The sequence below is a fragment of the Acetomicrobium flavidum genome, assembly GCF_900129645.1.
GTDB lineage: Bacteria > Synergistota > Synergistia > Synergistales > Acetomicrobiaceae > Acetomicrobium > Acetomicrobium flavidum.
This window is the reverse complement of sequence record NZ_FSQZ01000001.1, coordinates 1,304,123-1,319,003: the sequence shown is the minus strand read 5'-3', so window position 1 is coordinate 1,319,003 and position 14,881 is coordinate 1,304,123. Positions and strand designations below refer to the sequence as shown.

At 48.5% G+C, this 14,881-nt stretch carries 16 protein-coding genes; 8 read left to right on the top strand and 8 right to left on the bottom strand.

The genetic code is table 11. The features are described from left to right. Positions 1 to 129: 129 nt before the first annotated feature. Positions 130 to 645, top strand: a complete 516-nt coding sequence (tpx, locus tag BUQ78_RS06640) for a thiol peroxidase (RefSeq protein ID WP_074199692.1) — start codon at positions 130 to 132, stop codon at positions 643 to 645. A gap of 81 nt (positions 646 to 726) precedes the next feature. On the opposite strand, the gene BUQ78_RS06635 is transcribed toward tpx, so the two are convergent. From BUQ78_RS06635 to ilvE, 6 genes are all read right to left on the bottom strand, one after another. Then, the gene (locus BUQ78_RS06635) at positions 727 to 1,182 is read right to left on the bottom strand and encodes a hypothetical protein (RefSeq protein ID WP_074199691.1); all 456 of its coding nucleotides are present in this window, start codon (positions 1,180 to 1,182) and stop codon (positions 727 to 729) included. A gap of 28 nt (positions 1,183 to 1,210) precedes the next feature. After that, positions 1,211 to 2,290, bottom strand: coding sequence for a butyrate kinase (gene buk, locus BUQ78_RS06630; protein WP_074199690.1), 1,080 nt, complete (start codon positions 2,288 to 2,290; stop codon positions 1,211 to 1,213). Between the two features lie 14 nt (positions 2,291 to 2,304). After that, positions 2,305 to 3,228 (bottom strand): phosphate butyryltransferase, encoded by a 924-nt coding sequence (locus tag BUQ78_RS06625; protein ID WP_014807666.1) that lies wholly within the window; start codon positions 3,226 to 3,228, stop codon positions 2,305 to 2,307. Between the two features lie 23 nt (positions 3,229 to 3,251). Next, on the bottom strand, positions 3,252 to 4,157 hold the full coding sequence (locus BUQ78_RS06620) for a bifunctional enoyl-CoA hydratase/phosphate acetyltransferase (RefSeq protein ID WP_074199689.1): 906 nt from the start codon (positions 4,155 to 4,157) through the stop codon (positions 3,252 to 3,254). Beyond that, the gene (gene buk / locus BUQ78_RS06615) at positions 4,157 to 5,263 is read right to left on the bottom strand and encodes a butyrate kinase (RefSeq protein WP_200779699.1); all 1,107 of its coding nucleotides are present in this window, start codon (positions 5,261 to 5,263) and stop codon (positions 4,157 to 4,159) included. Before buk (BUQ78_RS06615) ends, BUQ78_RS06620 begins: the two co-directional genes overlap by 1 nt. 73 nt (positions 5,264 to 5,336) lie before the next feature. Beyond that, a complete protein-coding gene (ilvE, locus tag BUQ78_RS06610) occupies positions 5,337 to 6,212 on the bottom strand; it encodes a branched-chain-amino-acid transaminase (protein WP_014807669.1) in 876 nt (291 codons plus the stop codon). Between the two features lie 194 nt (positions 6,213 to 6,406). Between ilvE and BUQ78_RS06605 the strand changes: the two genes are divergently transcribed. Then, positions 6,407 to 7,228 (top strand): aminotransferase class IV, encoded by an 822-nt coding sequence (locus BUQ78_RS06605; RefSeq protein WP_074199687.1) that lies wholly within the window; start codon positions 6,407 to 6,409, stop codon positions 7,226 to 7,228. Positions 7,229 to 7,238: 10 nt separating this feature from the next. Next, positions 7,239 to 7,847, top strand: a complete 609-nt coding sequence (locus BUQ78_RS06600; protein WP_074199686.1) for a DedA family protein — start codon at positions 7,239 to 7,241, stop codon at positions 7,845 to 7,847. A gap of 140 nt (positions 7,848 to 7,987) precedes the next feature. Here the strand turns inward: BUQ78_RS06600 and BUQ78_RS06595 are convergent, their stop codons facing one another. Then, a complete protein-coding gene (locus BUQ78_RS06595) occupies positions 7,988 to 8,590 on the bottom strand; it encodes an AAA family ATPase (RefSeq protein ID WP_074199685.1) in 603 nt (200 codons plus the stop codon). Between the two features lie 309 nt (positions 8,591 to 8,899). Here BUQ78_RS06595 and BUQ78_RS06590 point away from each other — a divergent pair, with 309 nt between their 5' ends. From BUQ78_RS06590 to BUQ78_RS06570, 5 genes are all read left to right on the top strand, one after another. Further along, complete coding sequence (locus BUQ78_RS06590; protein WP_074199684.1) at positions 8,900 to 9,961, top strand: D-alanine--D-alanine ligase family protein; 1,062 nt, start codon at positions 8,900 to 8,902, stop codon at positions 9,959 to 9,961. 6 nt (positions 9,962 to 9,967) lie between these two features. Then, positions 9,968 to 11,002, top strand: a complete 1,035-nt coding sequence (locus tag BUQ78_RS06585) for a D-alanine--D-alanine ligase family protein (RefSeq protein WP_074199683.1) — start codon at positions 9,968 to 9,970, stop codon at positions 11,000 to 11,002. Continuing rightward, positions 10,947 to 11,456, top strand: a complete 510-nt coding sequence (locus BUQ78_RS06580; protein ID WP_014807675.1) for a GNAT family N-acetyltransferase — start codon at positions 10,947 to 10,949, stop codon at positions 11,454 to 11,456. Before BUQ78_RS06585 ends, BUQ78_RS06580 begins: the two co-directional genes overlap by 56 nt. Continuing rightward, a complete protein-coding gene (gene kamA / locus BUQ78_RS06575) occupies positions 11,443 to 12,759 on the top strand; it encodes a lysine 2,3-aminomutase (protein WP_074199682.1) in 1,317 nt (438 codons plus the stop codon). The genes BUQ78_RS06580 and kamA overlap by 14 nt, the downstream gene beginning before the upstream one ends. Before the next feature lie 84 nt (positions 12,760 to 12,843). Further along, positions 12,844 to 13,812, top strand: coding sequence for an ADP-ribosylglycohydrolase family protein (locus tag BUQ78_RS06570; RefSeq protein ID WP_074199681.1), 969 nt, complete (start codon positions 12,844 to 12,846; stop codon positions 13,810 to 13,812). Between the two features lie 55 nt (positions 13,813 to 13,867). Here the strand turns inward: BUQ78_RS06570 and BUQ78_RS06565 are convergent, their stop codons facing one another. Next, entirely contained in the window at positions 13,868 to 14,797 is a 930-nt protein-coding gene (locus tag BUQ78_RS06565; protein ID WP_074199680.1) for a LysR family transcriptional regulator, read from the bottom strand. Positions 14,798 to 14,881 lie beyond the last annotated feature (84 nt).

The following is a 14,881-nucleotide window of genomic DNA, read 5'->3' as shown; positions in this document are numbered from 1 at the left end:
GAGTTTAAATTTAACTTAAGTCCTGCGCTTTCGTCAAGTGGGTATGCAAGAAATTTGCCTGGACCATTTAATTAAAAACCTTTATAATTTAACTTGAATTGGAATTCACATAACGTGGAGGTGATTCAATTGGAGAGAAGGGGAATAGTCACCATGCACGGCAATCCCGTGACCTTGATAGGTCCCGAATTAAAGGTTGGGGATAAAGCCCCGGATTTTGTTGTCTTGGATCAAGACATGCGAGAGGTCAAAAAATCGGACTTTGCAAACAAGATCAAGGTCATATCCGTCACGCCTTCGTTGGATACTCCGGTATGCGACATGCAGGCCCACAAGTTTGAAGACGAGGCCACGTCACTGCCAGAAGACGTAGTGGTATTAAACATATCCATGGACTTACCCTTTGCGATAAAGAGGTTCTGCACCAGCGGCAACATAAAGAAGGTCATCGCGCTATCCGATCATCGGGATGCCTCCTTTGGGACCAATTGGGGGGTTTTGATGAAAGAGCTCAGGCTCCTCGCAAGGGCCGTGTTCATAGTGGACAAGGACGATACCATACGCTACCTACAGATAGTGCCAGAAGCGACACATCAGCCGGACTACGATGCTGCCTTAAACGTCCTAAAAAGCTTGATAAAATAAACATTTTTGCGACAAACAAACAGCGATAAAAGAGCGACGTAAGCCCACGGATCAAATGTGGAGCTTACGTCGCTTTCTAGTTTAAAGGGTAATCCGTACCAGCCAGCCAAAAAGTGTATCCAAAAATCGCGGGTTAATGATGAATTCCGCAAGTAACCCCATCGGAATTATCGACCTTAAGGCAACCCAAAGGTCTATCGCTTCTTCTTTTCTGGCAATATAGCCAAGCGCTCCCTCTCCACAGATGAAGCCCAACCCCATATAAGCCCATCCATGCAGCTCCGATTGCGTCGAGTATTCGAAGATCTTATATGCAACCCATGCAGACCAGGAAGATTGAATGAACACCTCAAATACAAACAGCAACCCCAGCAAGAACTTTTGATACGTCACAGCCCACTTTACATCCGCAGGCACTTCGTCATAAAAGTGCTTTTTAAGCCAAAGGACGCTTCGTGGGATCACGGCAACGTAGGCCTTTGGAAATATAAAGGAATACATCAACATCACGGCCAAAAACTTCACCATGGCTGGCATGGCCCAGCCCTCCTAAGTATTTTCAGCACTAGTAGGCATACTCTTTCGCTTCTTCCTCGCCCGTCAATACCCTTAAAGCTCCTTGTGCCAAGGCGAGCATCTCGTCCTCGCCCGGATACACGAATATAGGAGCTATAAAGCTCACGCGCCTGGTTACCAGGTCCACGAAGCGATCGCTGTAGGCGATGCTTCCGGTTATGACTATCGCGTCTACCTGCCCCGAGAGCACTGCTGAGTACTCTGCTATAGCCTTAGCAACTTGGTATGCCATGGCATTATAGACCAACTCGGCCTTTTTGTCTCCGGCAGCTATCCTTTTTTCCACCTCGCGCACGTCGTTAGTGCCGAGATGAGCGACCATGCCCCCCTGGCCCACCAATTTCTTCAGCATCTCATCCAACGTTACCTTGCCGCTGTAACAGTAATTCACCAACTGACCGGCAGGCAGCGTTCCAGAGCGCTCGGGCGAAAAAGGACCCTCGCCATCTAAGGCGTTATTTACATCGACCACTTTGCCGTACAGGTGTGCACCTACAGAGATGCCACCGCCCATATGGGCGACTACAAGCCTAAGCTCCTCGTACTTTTTCCCCAGCTCCTTGGCTACCCTTCTGGCGGTAGCCTTTTGGTTCAGGGCATGGAATATGGATTTCCTCTCTATCTCGGGAAAACCCGATATCCTGGCCTCATCGCACAGCTCATCGACCACGACAGGGTCAACTATGAAGCAGGGCTTTCCACCGGCTTCTTTGGCTAACCTGTGGGCAAGTATTGCCCCTAAGTTACTGGCATGGACGCCGTATTTGCAGGCGCGCATCTCCTCTAGCATGAGATCGTTAATGCGATACGTCCCCGCAGGAATGGGGTGTAGCAGGCCGCCACGCCCCACAAAGGCGTCTATATCCTCGAGCTTGGTGCCGTGCGCACGAAGCGCTCTCTTTATCTCCTCTAACCTAAAGCCTTCCTGCTCTATTATGTTGCTAAAATTTTTCAACACATCTATGTCATATCTCTGGGTATCACGCCAGCACTCCCTATCTCCTTCGAAGTATGCAATTTTAGTGCTCGTCGACCCCGGGTTGATGGCCAATATCCTAGGCAATCCCATCACGTCACGTCCCCCTATTTTCGACCTTTATAGGCAGCCAATGCCACAGCAGAGGCTATGGACAACAGCTTCGTCTCAGCGCTGTCGGCACGGCTTGTAAGCACTATCGGCGCTTTGGCTCCCAGGACCAAGCCTGCCGTCCTGTTCTTCGTCAGGTAAACTATCCCCTTTGCGAAGATATTGCCCGCCTCGATGTCGGGAACCAATAAGACTTCGGCATGCCCTGCCACCTCCGAGACAATACCCTTGTGCTTCGCCGCCTCTACGCTCAAGGCATTATCGAGCGCCAAAGGACCGTCTATGATGCATCCCTTTATCTGGTTTCGCCTGTTCATCTGAACCAACGCTGCAGCGTCCAAGGTGCAGGGCATGTCGGGGTTGACCACCTCGACGGCGGCCAATGCCGCGACCTTGGGAGTTTCTACTCCAAAGGACTTGGCCAACTCCACGGTGTTTTCGACGATCTTGACCTTGGCGTTAAGGTCGGGAGCTATGTTGAATGCCGGGTCGCAAACAAAAAGAATGCGATCCAGACCTTCAACCTCATGGATATAAACGTGCGAAAGCAGTGAGCCGGTCCTCAATCCCTTTTCCTTGTTCAACACGCCTCTTAAGAAATTGGCAGTCGATATCATGCCCTTCATGAGTATATCGGCCTTGCCTGATGAAACTATCTCCACTGCCGCAAGGGCAACACTTTCTTCGCTGCCGCGAACGTCTTCCAGCTGGAACTTAGAAAGGTCGACCCCAATCTCTTCGGCAATGCTCTTCATCTTGTCGGTATTTCCGACAAGTATGCAATCCGCGATGCCCTCTTTGCGGGCATGATCGACAGCCTCCAAGACCTCGCTGTCCTCGGCCAAAGCAACACTTACCCTTTTGGGACCTACTTCCCTCGCATAGGACAAAAGCTCTGTTAGAGAACGTAACTGTTTCAACTCGACAAACCCCCTATTTATGCTTAATTTTTAGCCAAGACCGCACCCAAGGCTATTGACAGCGCCTTCGTCCTGGCAGTATCTCCACGGCTGGTCAGCACCACCGGAACCTTTGCGCCCAACACGACGCCCGCACCCGCACCGTTTGCCATGAACAAGATTACCTTTCCAAGGAGATTGCCGGCCTCTATATCCGGAACAAGCAGTATGTCTGGGGAGCCTGCCACCTCCGAGACAATACCCTTGTGCTTCGCCGCCTCTACGCTCAAGGCATTATCCAGCGCCAAAGGACCGTCTATGATGCATCCCTTTATCTGGTTTCGCCTGTTCATCTGAACCAACGCTGCGGCGTCCAAGGTGCAGGGCATGTCGGGGTTGACCACTTCGACGGCGGCCAATGCCGCGACCTTGGGAGTGTCAACCCCCAAGGCATGATAACAGGAAACCGCGTTGTTCACTATGGCTAGCTTTTCCTGAAGCCCCGGATAAGTGTTTAGCCCACCATCCGTCAATCCTATAACTTTGCCTAGCCTTGGTACCTCAAACAAGAACAGGTGAGACAGCAAATTGCCGGTCCTAAGGCCCCACTCCTTGTTCAAGACCGCTTTAAGAAGGGTAGACGTCTTTATGAATCCCTTCATCAATAGATCTCCCTTGCCGGAGGATACGGCCTGAACTGCTTTCATCGCCGCTTCTTCATCGTTTGTAGCCGGAATGACCTCAAAGGAGGAGACGTCGATGTTCCTGCTTTTGGCAACTTCGGATATTTTATTGGGATCACCGACCAATACCGCGTCGACGATTCCTTCGCTGCTGGCCTGCTTGACGGCCTCCAACACCTCACCGTCTTCGGCAGCAGCGATGACAATCTTCATCACCTTGCCACTTTGAGCCCTTTCGAACAAAAAGTTCAGATCTTTAAACGACATTAGACCACCTCCTTCTTGCTGTAATTTTCCACAACTTGAGCGTAGGAGGCAGCTTTTTCTTCGCCCCTTAAGACCCTTAGGGCATTTTCAGCCAATGACTTCATCTCGTTTTCCCCCGGGTATACCAGTACTGGCGCTATCCACTGAACTCTTTCGGTGACCATGGCTACGAAGTCCTCATCGTAAGCTACGCCCCCGGTCAGGATGATGGCGTCCACCTTGCCCTCAAGCACAGCAGAATAAGAAGCGATCTCCTTGGAGACCTGCCATGCCATGGCCCGAAAAATTAGGCTGGCCCTTTCGTCGCCTTGGGCGATGAATTTTTTGACCTCTCGGACATCGTTGGTCCCTAAATACCCCACAAATCCCGAGCCTCCGGCTAATTTTCTGCGAAGCTCCTTCACGTTGTACTTGCCGCTATAGCACAGCCTTACCAGATCACCTGTCGGTACCGTTCCGGCACGTTCAGGTGAAAAGGGTCCGTTTTCGTTTGCATTATTCAAGTCAACCATCCTGCCGTCCTTATGGGCGCATATGGTAAAGCCTCCGCCCAAATGGGCAACTATAAATCGAAATTTTCGCCAATCGCCGCCCAATTCCTTGGCCGCCTTGCGCGCAACGGACTTGACATTCAAGGTATGAGCCAACGAATACTTGGGAAGCTCAGGCAAGCCGGTAATCCGGGCGATATCGTCAAGTTCATCGGTCGCCACGGAATCCGCTATGAAGGCAGGAATTTTCCTTGGCCGCGCTATAGCGCTCGCCATAAGGCCGCCAAGGTTGGAGGCGTGTTCCCAGGGCTTACACCGCCTCAAGTACTCTATCAATACATCGTCAACCTCGTAAACTCCTCCCGGCATGGGTGGATCCACTATGCCTCCACGCCCTATCACGGCATCGAGATTGTCGTAGGAATACCCCATTTCTGTGACGGCCTTTTCAACGGCATCCAACCTATAATCCAGCTGTTGTATCACATTCTCAAAGCGGGATAGCTCTTCGGGACGGTGGGATATGCTCTTTCTCCATACTTCCAAATCATCCTCATACCAGGCTATCTTCGTGCTAGTGGACCCAGGATTTATTACTAATATATTGAAGGCCAAAACCATCCCCCTCTCTCGCCAAAAAGGCAAGGCCACCCGGCGGGGAGCCTTGCCTGCTTTAAGCGCCTACGGTTTATTTGTATATGGGATATCCTTCCGAGAGCACCAGTTTGCGAAATTCCTCTCTGAGCTTTTCGGTAACAGGCCCGGGTTTGCCGTCGCCGATCTTTCTGCCGTCAACCTCGACTACGGCGACCATTTCTGCAGCGGTTCCGGTCACAAAGGCCTCGTCGGCAGTGTAGACGTCATATCTCGTAAGGAAGGTCTCTTCGACGGGATAGCCCAACTTCTTCGCCAGCTCTATGATGGCATTCCTCGTGACGCCTATCAATATTCCCGTCGCCGGATGAGGCGTCTTTACAACGCCCTTTTTGACCAAAAAGACGTTGTCGCCGGAGCCTTCTGTCAAATATCCTTCGCGGCTCATGCAGAAGCACTCCTGTGCGCCGGCAACTACGGACTCTATCTTGGCCATTATGTTAGGCAGGTAGTTGCAGGTCTTAACTTGAGGAGGAAGCACCTCGCCATAGTTTTTTCTAGTCGCGGCTGTCGCGGCTTTGAGGCCTTTCTTGTAAAACTCCTCGGGATAAAGGGCAATCTGATCGGCTATGCATACTATAGTGGTCTTTTTACAATTTCTAGGATCCAGTCCCAGGTCTCCTACGCCCCTGCTCACGACTAGCCTTATATAGGCATCCTTGAGCTGGTTTCTCCTGCAGGTCTCGGCACAGACTTCCATCATTTCCTTTTTTGATATGGGGATGTCCAACCATATTGCCTTTGCCGAATCGTACAACCTGTCGATGTGTTCCTCCAGCCTGAATATCCGACCGGCATAAGCCCTTATGCCCTCAAACACTCCATCACCATACAAAAATCCATGGTCAAATACGGATACCTTGGCTTCTTCTTTGGGCAAAAACTCGCCATTTACATAAACTACGGTCATTTCTCTGCTCCCTCCTTCAAATTTGGTAGAATCAAAGGAACTACGATCTATATATTATAATAAAGTTTGCTAAAAAAGTCGCCAGATGCTCCAAATCATGACCTTTTGGCGATGTTCAAAAGGGCCGTTATTAGCTACAATAGCCTTTGGCAAGGATAACCTAATTATATCGCATGCAAAAGAGGGGAATCGAATTGAAGCTGTGTTATTACAATGACGAATTTAAATCCATTGAAGAAATGAGTTTGCCAGTGAGCGACTTGATGATACAGAGGGGAGTCGGAGTTTTCGACACAATAAGGACATACAGAAAAAGGCCGCATGCCTTGTCGATCCACTTGAAAAGGTTAGAGGAGTCCGCCAAATCCATAGGTATCGAACTGCCCGTGGGCAAGAAGCGACTTGCCGAGATTATCCGCGAGGGCATAGACAGGATGGAAGGCGAGGTTCAAATGCGGGTGTATGTCACCGGCGGAGATGTCTTTGCTGACGGCATATTCCCGCACCCAAGGTATTTCATAATATTTGAGCCCTTGGAGAAAGCCCCAAAGGAAGATTACGTCAATGGAGTGGTGTTACATCCTATCGACATGGAAAGGCCGTTCCCGCACATTAAAAGCATATTCTACCTGCCCGCCTACATAGGACGAAGACAGGACAAGGATGCCATGGAGGCCTTATACTGCCCCGCGGGAGAAATAACGGAGTCCTCAAGCAGCAGCTTTTTCATGGTGATCGACGGCAAGATAGTCACCGCTCCGACAGAAAGGGTTTTAGACGGTGTGATGCGCCAAATCGTAATAAAGCTTGCCAGGGAAGCGGGATTAGCCGTCGAGATGCGTTGCCCGCTGCTTTCGGAGGTCCCAATGGCTCAGGAGGCGTTCATAACGGGCAGCATCAAGGAAATACTTCCCGTAAGAAGGATCGGCAGCCAGCGAATATCCCAGGTGAACGGGCCCATTAGCCAATACCTACAACATCTTTACGCCCAAAGGATCGAGGATTACCTCGAATGAGGTAAGGGGAATGCTTGAGTCCATCGTCAACTTCTTGGTAAATACCATAGGTCATCTCGGCTATCCCGGAATAATAGCCCTGATGTTCTTGGAGTCATCCTTTTTCCCCTTTCCAAGCGAGGTCGTGATACCGCCGGCAGGATATCTAGCCGCGGAAGGGAAGATGTCGCTTATAGCAGTGATCGCATGTGGCATCCTTGGAAGCTTGCTGGGGGCGATCTTCAACTACTATTTTGCCCTTAAGGTGGGAAGGTATTTCTTCATAAAATACGGCAAGTACTTCTTCGTGAGCGAAAAAAGCTTGTCCAAAGCCGAACGCTTCTTCAAGCGACACGGAGCCATTAGCACCTTTGTCGGGAGGTTACTGCCCGGCATCAGGCAATATATATCCCTTCCTGCCGGCATAGCGAGAATGAGGATAGACGTGTTTTGCCTTTATACGTCACTAGGGGCCGGCATATGGGTGATAATCCTTGCGCTTCTAGGATACTACATAGGCAACAACAAGGAGGTATTAAACGAGGCGCTTCATTCAGTCTCGATTGGTTTGATATTATTCTGCAGCACAATAATAGTAATATATGCATTAAGATACAGGGCAAAAAACAGAAAAAGCTAAGATCTGAAAAACTACACCATGAGGCAGGCATGTATTTGCCCCGCAAACTCTCAAGCTTTACCTTTTCTTTGTAAAGGTCAACTACCTTTTGGCTATGATGGGCCCCAAACCTGATTCTACATTATGCTTTATCGCGTTGTTCAAGACCTTTGAAAGGCCTGGTCGCCTGCTTTTGGCACTTTCTGTCTTATGATCACGATGGCGTCAAACTCGTCTCGTCTTGGAAATTCGACCTTGCTGAAGCAGCTTATGACCACGTGGTCAGGGATGGCTAAGGCCTTATCCGGCCTGTTTTTATGTCTATGTAAGATCTCTTCCAACGGCAGCGCAAAAAATATGGCCACGTTGAACCTTGAAGGCAGGATGAAGTCGGCCCTGGACAGGCTCGTTAAGTTCATCCTATCCACGTAAACTACGTGCTTGGTGCTTGACTTTAACATCTCTATGGCCTTACTTCGAACATGAGGTTCCTTCGGCTTAAGGGCTTCGTATATCTTATCGAAGCCAACGTCGCCCACTTGCGGGTACAGCTCGCGAAACATGGCCTTTCTAATCTCGTCTTGGGAAATTACCTCATAATCGCGAAGCCTGCAAGCCAGATACAGCCCAAGGGTGGTCTTTCCACACCCCTGAGGACCTATGGGCAACAAGGCGACAGGTTTTGACGAAGCTATGGCAAAGGCCTTCGTCGCAACTGCCACATCGAAGAACGATCTTACCTTTATTATCCTCGATTCTTCCATAAAATCCTCCCATAAACCCGTTGCAAATTTTGAAGATAGGTTCTATAATTCTCGCTGAAAAACAAATATATCGCTAAATACGGCATGTTCCCTCAAAAGCGAGGGAATTTTTTACTTGAGATTCGCCTTGTATATTTTAACATCTTTTATTATAATTTCGTTTCAAAGAAATTATTCATAAAACCGACGAAGGAGGCGATCTTAAAAAGGAACAGTTTCATAAAACTTTACAATAATGAGATCTCAAGCTTTTTAGCAGTCCCTTTAAGGGGCTGTACCTTAAACCTCAAGAAGAGGTGAATTTAAAGGATGGATGATAAAGAATCGAGTCAAGAGGTACCCCTACCAGTTAGGGTCATCGGCATTATCTTCAATTTAAGAAAACCTACCTCCGAAGGTGATCCCGATGATCTATACGAAGAGTACGACTCTCAGAGCACCGTAGATGCCCTGGCTAGCGAAATTGAGAGCTTTGGTTTTAAGACGACCCTCTTTGAGCAAAATGAAGAATTGTTTCGTAAGCTAACTACAAATAGGCCTGATTTTGTCTTCAACATCGCCGAAGGAACCGGTGTCGGCAGAGGAAGAGAATCTCAGATTCCCTGTCTCCTTGAATCCCTTGGCATTCCCTACAGCGGATCAGACCCCGTATCCCTTGGCATATCGCTCGACAAATACCTTACAAACCTCGTATTGAAGCACGAGGGCGTTCCCGTGCCATCTGTGGCGCTTTTCCGCGACGAAGCCGATCTGGATAAGGCAGATCACTTATTTCAAAGGGATGGCCAAATCTACATAGCGAAGCCGCGATGGGAAGGCTCATCCAAAGGCGTGTTCAAGGACTCTCTGTGCAGGAACACAGAGGAGCTACGCAAAAACGTCTTAAGGATATTTGAGCGATACAAACAGCCAGCTGTCGCTGAGGCCTTTCTACCCGGCGTTGAGATAACCGTTGGAGTTATCGGTAACGGTAGCGATGCCCGTGCCATCGGCATGATGAAGATAACCGAACGCAAGCCTTCAAATGATGGTATTTTTCTGTATTCGCTGGAGCACAAAAGGGATTGGCAGGAAAAGATACTCTACGAAGGACCGGAGGCCATCGACGAGAACGTCCGCAAACAGGCTGCTTCCGTCGCGATCGATGCATTTCGCGCACTGGAGCTTCGGGATGTCGCTCGCATAGACATGCGCATGGATGAATCAGGCATCCTTCGAGTCATCGATATCAATCCTTTGCCGGGCCTTTCCCCCTACTACAGCGACCTACCCATACTTTATTCGTTAAGCGGGGGCAACTATCACGACCTCGTATCGAAAATCCTGGAGGCTGCTTTTAAGCGCTACCGACTCTTTCATGAGGGAGCGTGAGGTGTGATGAGAGTGTTGATTGTTACGGCCAAAGAAGATACAGACAGGCCAGATGTGTTGGATACGCTCAGGTGTAGGGACTCGGTGGCTGGTGCTTTAGCATCCAACGGCTACATCGTCGATACTCTGGAGATCACCAAAGAAGATTTTGGCGATCCGGACAAACTTGAAAGAAAGATATTACGCCATGGCCCGGACTGCATATTCAACCTGTTTGAAGGATTTTCCGACGACAGCATGAAGGAAGTCTCCTTTGCCATGTTTTTGGAATCTTTAAACATTCCCTTTACCGGCAACGGCTCGACCGCCCTTTATTCGTCCTTGGACAAATTCCTGGCAAAGCAGCTCTTGGCAAGCGAAGGCGTGCCCGTACCGCGAGGCAAGTGCATAAAGTCAATCCTTTACGACTTAGATAAGTTGCCCTGCCCTGCTTTTGTTAAGCCGCGCTTTGAAGACGGTAGCGTTGGCATTGACGACAATTCGCTGATCGTCTCCAGGGAACAGTTTGCTGAGGTCCTGCCGCACAAATTGTCGGCCTTTCCTGCCGGCGTGATAGTCGAAGAGTTTTTGGAAGGACGCGAATTTAACGTTGGATTGGTAGGACACCCGCCATACGAAGTGCTGGGCATATCGATGATAGATTACAAGGACTATCCGGGAATCATGCCTTTTTTGGACTACAGATCCAAGTGGGATGAGTCAAGCCAAAGCTACAAGATCACCCCTGAAAACCCGAAGTTCATCACAGAAGAGATGAGGCAGCATCTGATTTGGATCGCCAGGCGTGCAGGTATTGCGCTTTCATGCAAGGGCTATTTCAGGGTCGACATGAGGGAAAAGGACGGGCGCATTTGCATCATCGACGTAAACCCCAACCCCGATTTAAACATCGACAGTGGCCTTGCGAATCAATGCAAAAGAAGCGGCTTGCCTTACGACGCCCTCGTCTCCTACATAGTCGATATAGCATTAAGGGAGGATAATCATGGACTCGCAAGAGAGACGGTATGCGAAGTACTTAGAGATAGCGCGGGCTACTAAGGCATTCAACGAGGCAGAGATAGGAGTGCTAGAAGAGGTGCTTCAAGACTGCCTCGTCGAGCAAAGCGAGGAAGGCTATATACTGCTTGCCGAACAGGATAAGGGGGAAGACGTCGCCTTTTTGATATACGGCAAAACGCCTATGACCGAGTTCACTTATGACCTTTATTGGATCGTCGTATCCCCTTCATATCAGGGCAAGGGAATCGGCAGACGCTTGGTGAACAGAATGGAATCTCTGATCCTGGCAAAAAGGGAGAAGGCAAACATAAGGCTGGAGACCTCGGGCAGCAAGGCTTATAGCGGCCAAAGGTCCTTTTATGAGGCCTTGGGTTTCCGCGTATGCGGTCGCATCCCTTCCTTTTACAGGGAAGGCGATGATTTAGTAACTTTCTATAAATTTATATCAAAAAATAATCCTTCGGGAGGCAAAGAAGGCAATGAGAGACTATAGGGAAATATCCCTGTGGAAGAACGTAACGCCGGAAGAGTGGAACGATTGGCATTGGCAGCTCTCCAACCGCATCACCGATATTGAGGCTTTAAGCGAGATCATCACCCTTACACCTGAGGAGAAAAAGGCCCTAAACGACGACCTTTTGGAACTGCGAATGGCGATCACCCCCTACTATGCCACCCTGATGGATCCAAACGACGTCAACTGCCCCATCCGCATGCAGGCCGTCCCGACTTCCAAGGAAAGATACACCGCGGAAGAGGACTTCTACGACCCCTTGGCGGAAGACAGATACGCGCCGGTCCCTGGGTTCGTGCACAGATATCCTGATAGGGGAATACTTTTGGTGACCGACCAGTGCTCCATGTACTGCAGGTTCTGCACCAGGAGGCGATTTGCGGGCGAGGTGGACAGGCCGAAAAGCCGGGAGGAAATTCAGGCAGCCATAGATTACATCGAAAGGACCCCCGTGCTTAGAGATATACTGATCACCGGCGGAGATCCTCTGACCATGGAAGACGAAAACCTGGAGTGGCTTTTGATGAGCTTGCGCCGAATACCTCACGTCGAGATCATAAGGATAGGGACGCGTGTTCCGGCAGTGATGCCCCAGAGGATCACGAGGTCTTTGGTCTCCATGTTAAGGCAGTTTCATCCGCTGTGGATCAACGTCCACTTCAACCATCCTAAGGAAATTACGCCCTATTCGACCAGAGCCTTAAACATGCTCGCCGACGCAGGTATACCGCTTGGCAACCAATCCGTGCTGCTTCGTGGCATCAACGACTGCCCATACATCTTCAAGGAGCTGTTTCACAAGCTTTTGGTGAACAGGGTTCGTCCATACTACATTTACCAATGCGATTTGTCTCGAGGAATATCTCATTTTCGCACCTCCGTCGGCAAGGGCATCGAGATCATAGAATTCCTGCGCGGACATACGACAGGCATGGCCGTTCCCACCTTCGTTGTAGATGCCCCCGGGGGAGGCGGCAAGATACCGCTCATGCCAAACTACCTGCTGGCCCAGGGCGAGCGAAGGGTTGTGCTCAGGAACTTCGAAGGGACCATCACGGTATATACCGAGCCGGAAGACGCCAGCTCCCACTGCCATGGCTGCAAGGAGATATGCATGAGGCAGTCGATGTCTTCAGGCGGAGGCGTCTCGGAGTTGCTCGAAGGAAGCAGGCTGCAGCTTGAGCCGCAAGTACTCAAGAGGGAGGAACGGAGGCATCAGTGGATGGAGGAAAAGAAAGATCAGTCCCTTAACACCTCTAAGCCAGAATGCCCGTTCCTTTAGATCAATAAACAACACTAGGCCAGGTTAAGTCTTCCACCTCGAAGACTACCCTGGCCTTTATCATAAATTAGGAAGTGAGCATCCATGAAAAAAGATAAGGTCATAGGCGGTTTGCTTGGATTATGCATCGGAGATGCTTTAGGCGTGCCCGTGGAGTTTCAATCAAGGGAAAAGCTTAGAAGAAATCCCGTCAAAGACATGATGGGATACGGAACTCACAACCAGCCGCCGGGCACGTGGTCAGACGACAGCTCTCTTACCTTTTGTTTGGCCGAATCGCTTTGCAATGGCTTTGACCTTCGAGATATCGCTGACAAATTCGTCAAATGGATGTATGAAGGTTACTGGACACCATGGGGCGAGGCCTTTGATATTGGAGGTACAACTCAAATCGCCATCTCACGCTTAAAGAAAGGAGTTGATCCCCTAGAAGCTGGACCTACGGATGAACGCAGCAACGGCAACGGGTCGCTCATGAGAATTTTGCCGTTGATATTTTATGTAGAGAAAATGGATGAAGAAGAGCAATTTGAAATCACTCACCAGGTCTCGCGCATAACACACGGACATATAAGATCGCAAATGGCATGCGGAATATACGTTCAATTCGGGATCAATTTGTTTAATGGCGACGCTCCTGAAGCAGCTTACGAGAAGATGAAAGATGCCGTTTTGAAATATTATTCTAAAGAGCCATACATTGAGGAGTTGAGTCATTTTAGCAGAATCCTTGCATCCGATATTTCATCTCTGCCGATTGATTCCATAAAATCAAGCGGTTATGTCGTAGATTCACTGGAGGCCTGTCTATGGTGCTTCCTAAATAACGATTCCTACAGAGACACTGTCATAACGGCAGTAAATCTCGGTGGAGATACGGACACCATTGGCGCCCTTGCCGGCGGATTGGCCGGAATATACTACGGCTATGAAGGCATCCCCAAGGAATGGATAGAGAAGATCGCCAAAGTCGATGAAATAATTCGGCTGGGAGAAAGGCTGTATGAGGCGATTTATAGTAGTACATATAGTAAAGGGTGGCAAGAAAACTAAAGCCCGTAAACTAGGTCATGAAAGTCTTTCACTCACAGTTATTTTTTGACCTCCGTCATTTCAAGTTCTTATTCGTGCTAACCTTATTGCCTATGCTTTGAACAACTTTACTTACAAGATTCTTGTCAAGGTATCCTTCCTTATAGGCAATGCCGATGTCTCGTTTACTAAGTTTAGATTTCAGCGGATAGAAACTAACTTCTGATTTTTCGATATTAATGCTTTGGAATATAGTGCTAGGCAAAAAAGCAACCCCATAATTATGTGTTACCAACGAATAGATAGTATCCAGGTTTTCGGACTCTAAGATAGCTTTTGGCTTAAAACCATACGATGTACAAATTTTATCCGCCAATACCCTCAACTTTAGACCTTCCTTAAGTAATATAAATGGAAATTCTTTATATAAAAATAAATTAATATATTTCCCATCAAAAGCATTAGGTAACAAGGAAAATGCATCTTTATTTCTCTTATTAAAAGTAAATAATATTTTTTCTATGTATATAGGAGTAAAATGAACTGATTTATTGTAAATAGGAGCTGGAAATATCCCAAAATCTAATTTTCCTTGATCAATAAGGTTTTCAAGAAATTTTGACTCACCTTCAATAATTTTAATTCGATAAGATGGTAAGTTTTGCTTTAAACCATCTATAAGGAAATAAAGGAAATGCTTGCCGTAAAATTGGGAAACACCTATGCTAATTGTATCTTGTGGGTTTGCTCTAAAATGTTTTATTTGGCGTTTCAAATTATCCACCTGTTTTAGTATCTCCCTGGCCCCTTCCACGAAGATGACTCCGGCAGGCGTGAGCACGACCTTTGTGCGATCCCTATAAAACAGTTCCACCTCAAGTTCACATTCCAATCTTTTTATGGCTTGACTAAGGGCGGGTTGGCTGACATAAAGCTGTTCGGCAGCCTGGGTGAAACTCTTTGTTTTTGCAATGGCCAAAACATATTGAAGCACTTTCTCATCCATCTTTGTTATTTAACCCTCTTTATCGTACTGCAATTACAATATATTGATATTGCTCCTTCAATAATAACATTTTCTTATAAGATA

Bases quoted from the DNA above. Each gene is read 5' to 3' on its own strand.
- ilvE (WP_014807669.1), bottom strand. From the start codon at position 6,212: ATGACCGTAGTTTATGTAAATGGCGAGTTTTTGCCCAAAGAAGAAGCC.
- BUQ78_RS06635 (WP_074199691.1), bottom strand. From the start codon at position 1,182: ATGCCAGCCATGGTGAAGTTTTTGGCCGTGATGTTGATGTATTCCTTT.
- BUQ78_RS06595 (WP_074199685.1), bottom strand. From the start codon at position 8,590: ATGGAAGAATCGAGGATAATAAAGGTAAGATCGTTCTTCGATGTGGCA.
- BUQ78_RS06600 (WP_074199686.1), top strand. From the start codon at position 7,239: ATGCTTGAGTCCATCGTCAACTTCTTGGTAAATACCATAGGTCATCTC.
- BUQ78_RS06620 (WP_074199689.1), bottom strand. From the start codon at position 4,157: ATGTCGTTTAAAGATCTGAACTTTTTGTTCGAAAGGGCTCAAAGTGGC.
- BUQ78_RS06565 (WP_074199680.1), bottom strand. From the start codon at position 14,797: ATGGATGAGAAAGTGCTTCAATATGTTTTGGCCATTGCAAAAACAAAG.
- kamA (WP_074199682.1), top strand. From the start codon at position 11,443: ATGAGAGACTATAGGGAAATATCCCTGTGGAAGAACGTAACGCCGGAA.
- BUQ78_RS06585 (WP_074199683.1), top strand. From the start codon at position 9,968: ATGAGAGTGTTGATTGTTACGGCCAAAGAAGATACAGACAGGCCAGAT.
- buk (WP_074199690.1), bottom strand. From the start codon at position 2,290: ATGGGATTGCCTAGGATATTGGCCATCAACCCGGGGTCGACGAGCACT.
- BUQ78_RS06590 (WP_074199684.1), top strand. From the start codon at position 8,900: ATGGATGATAAAGAATCGAGTCAAGAGGTACCCCTACCAGTTAGGGTC.
- BUQ78_RS06580 (WP_014807675.1), top strand. From the start codon at position 10,947: ATGGACTCGCAAGAGAGACGGTATGCGAAGTACTTAGAGATAGCGCGG.
- BUQ78_RS06570 (WP_074199681.1), top strand. From the start codon at position 12,844: ATGAAAAAAGATAAGGTCATAGGCGGTTTGCTTGGATTATGCATCGGA.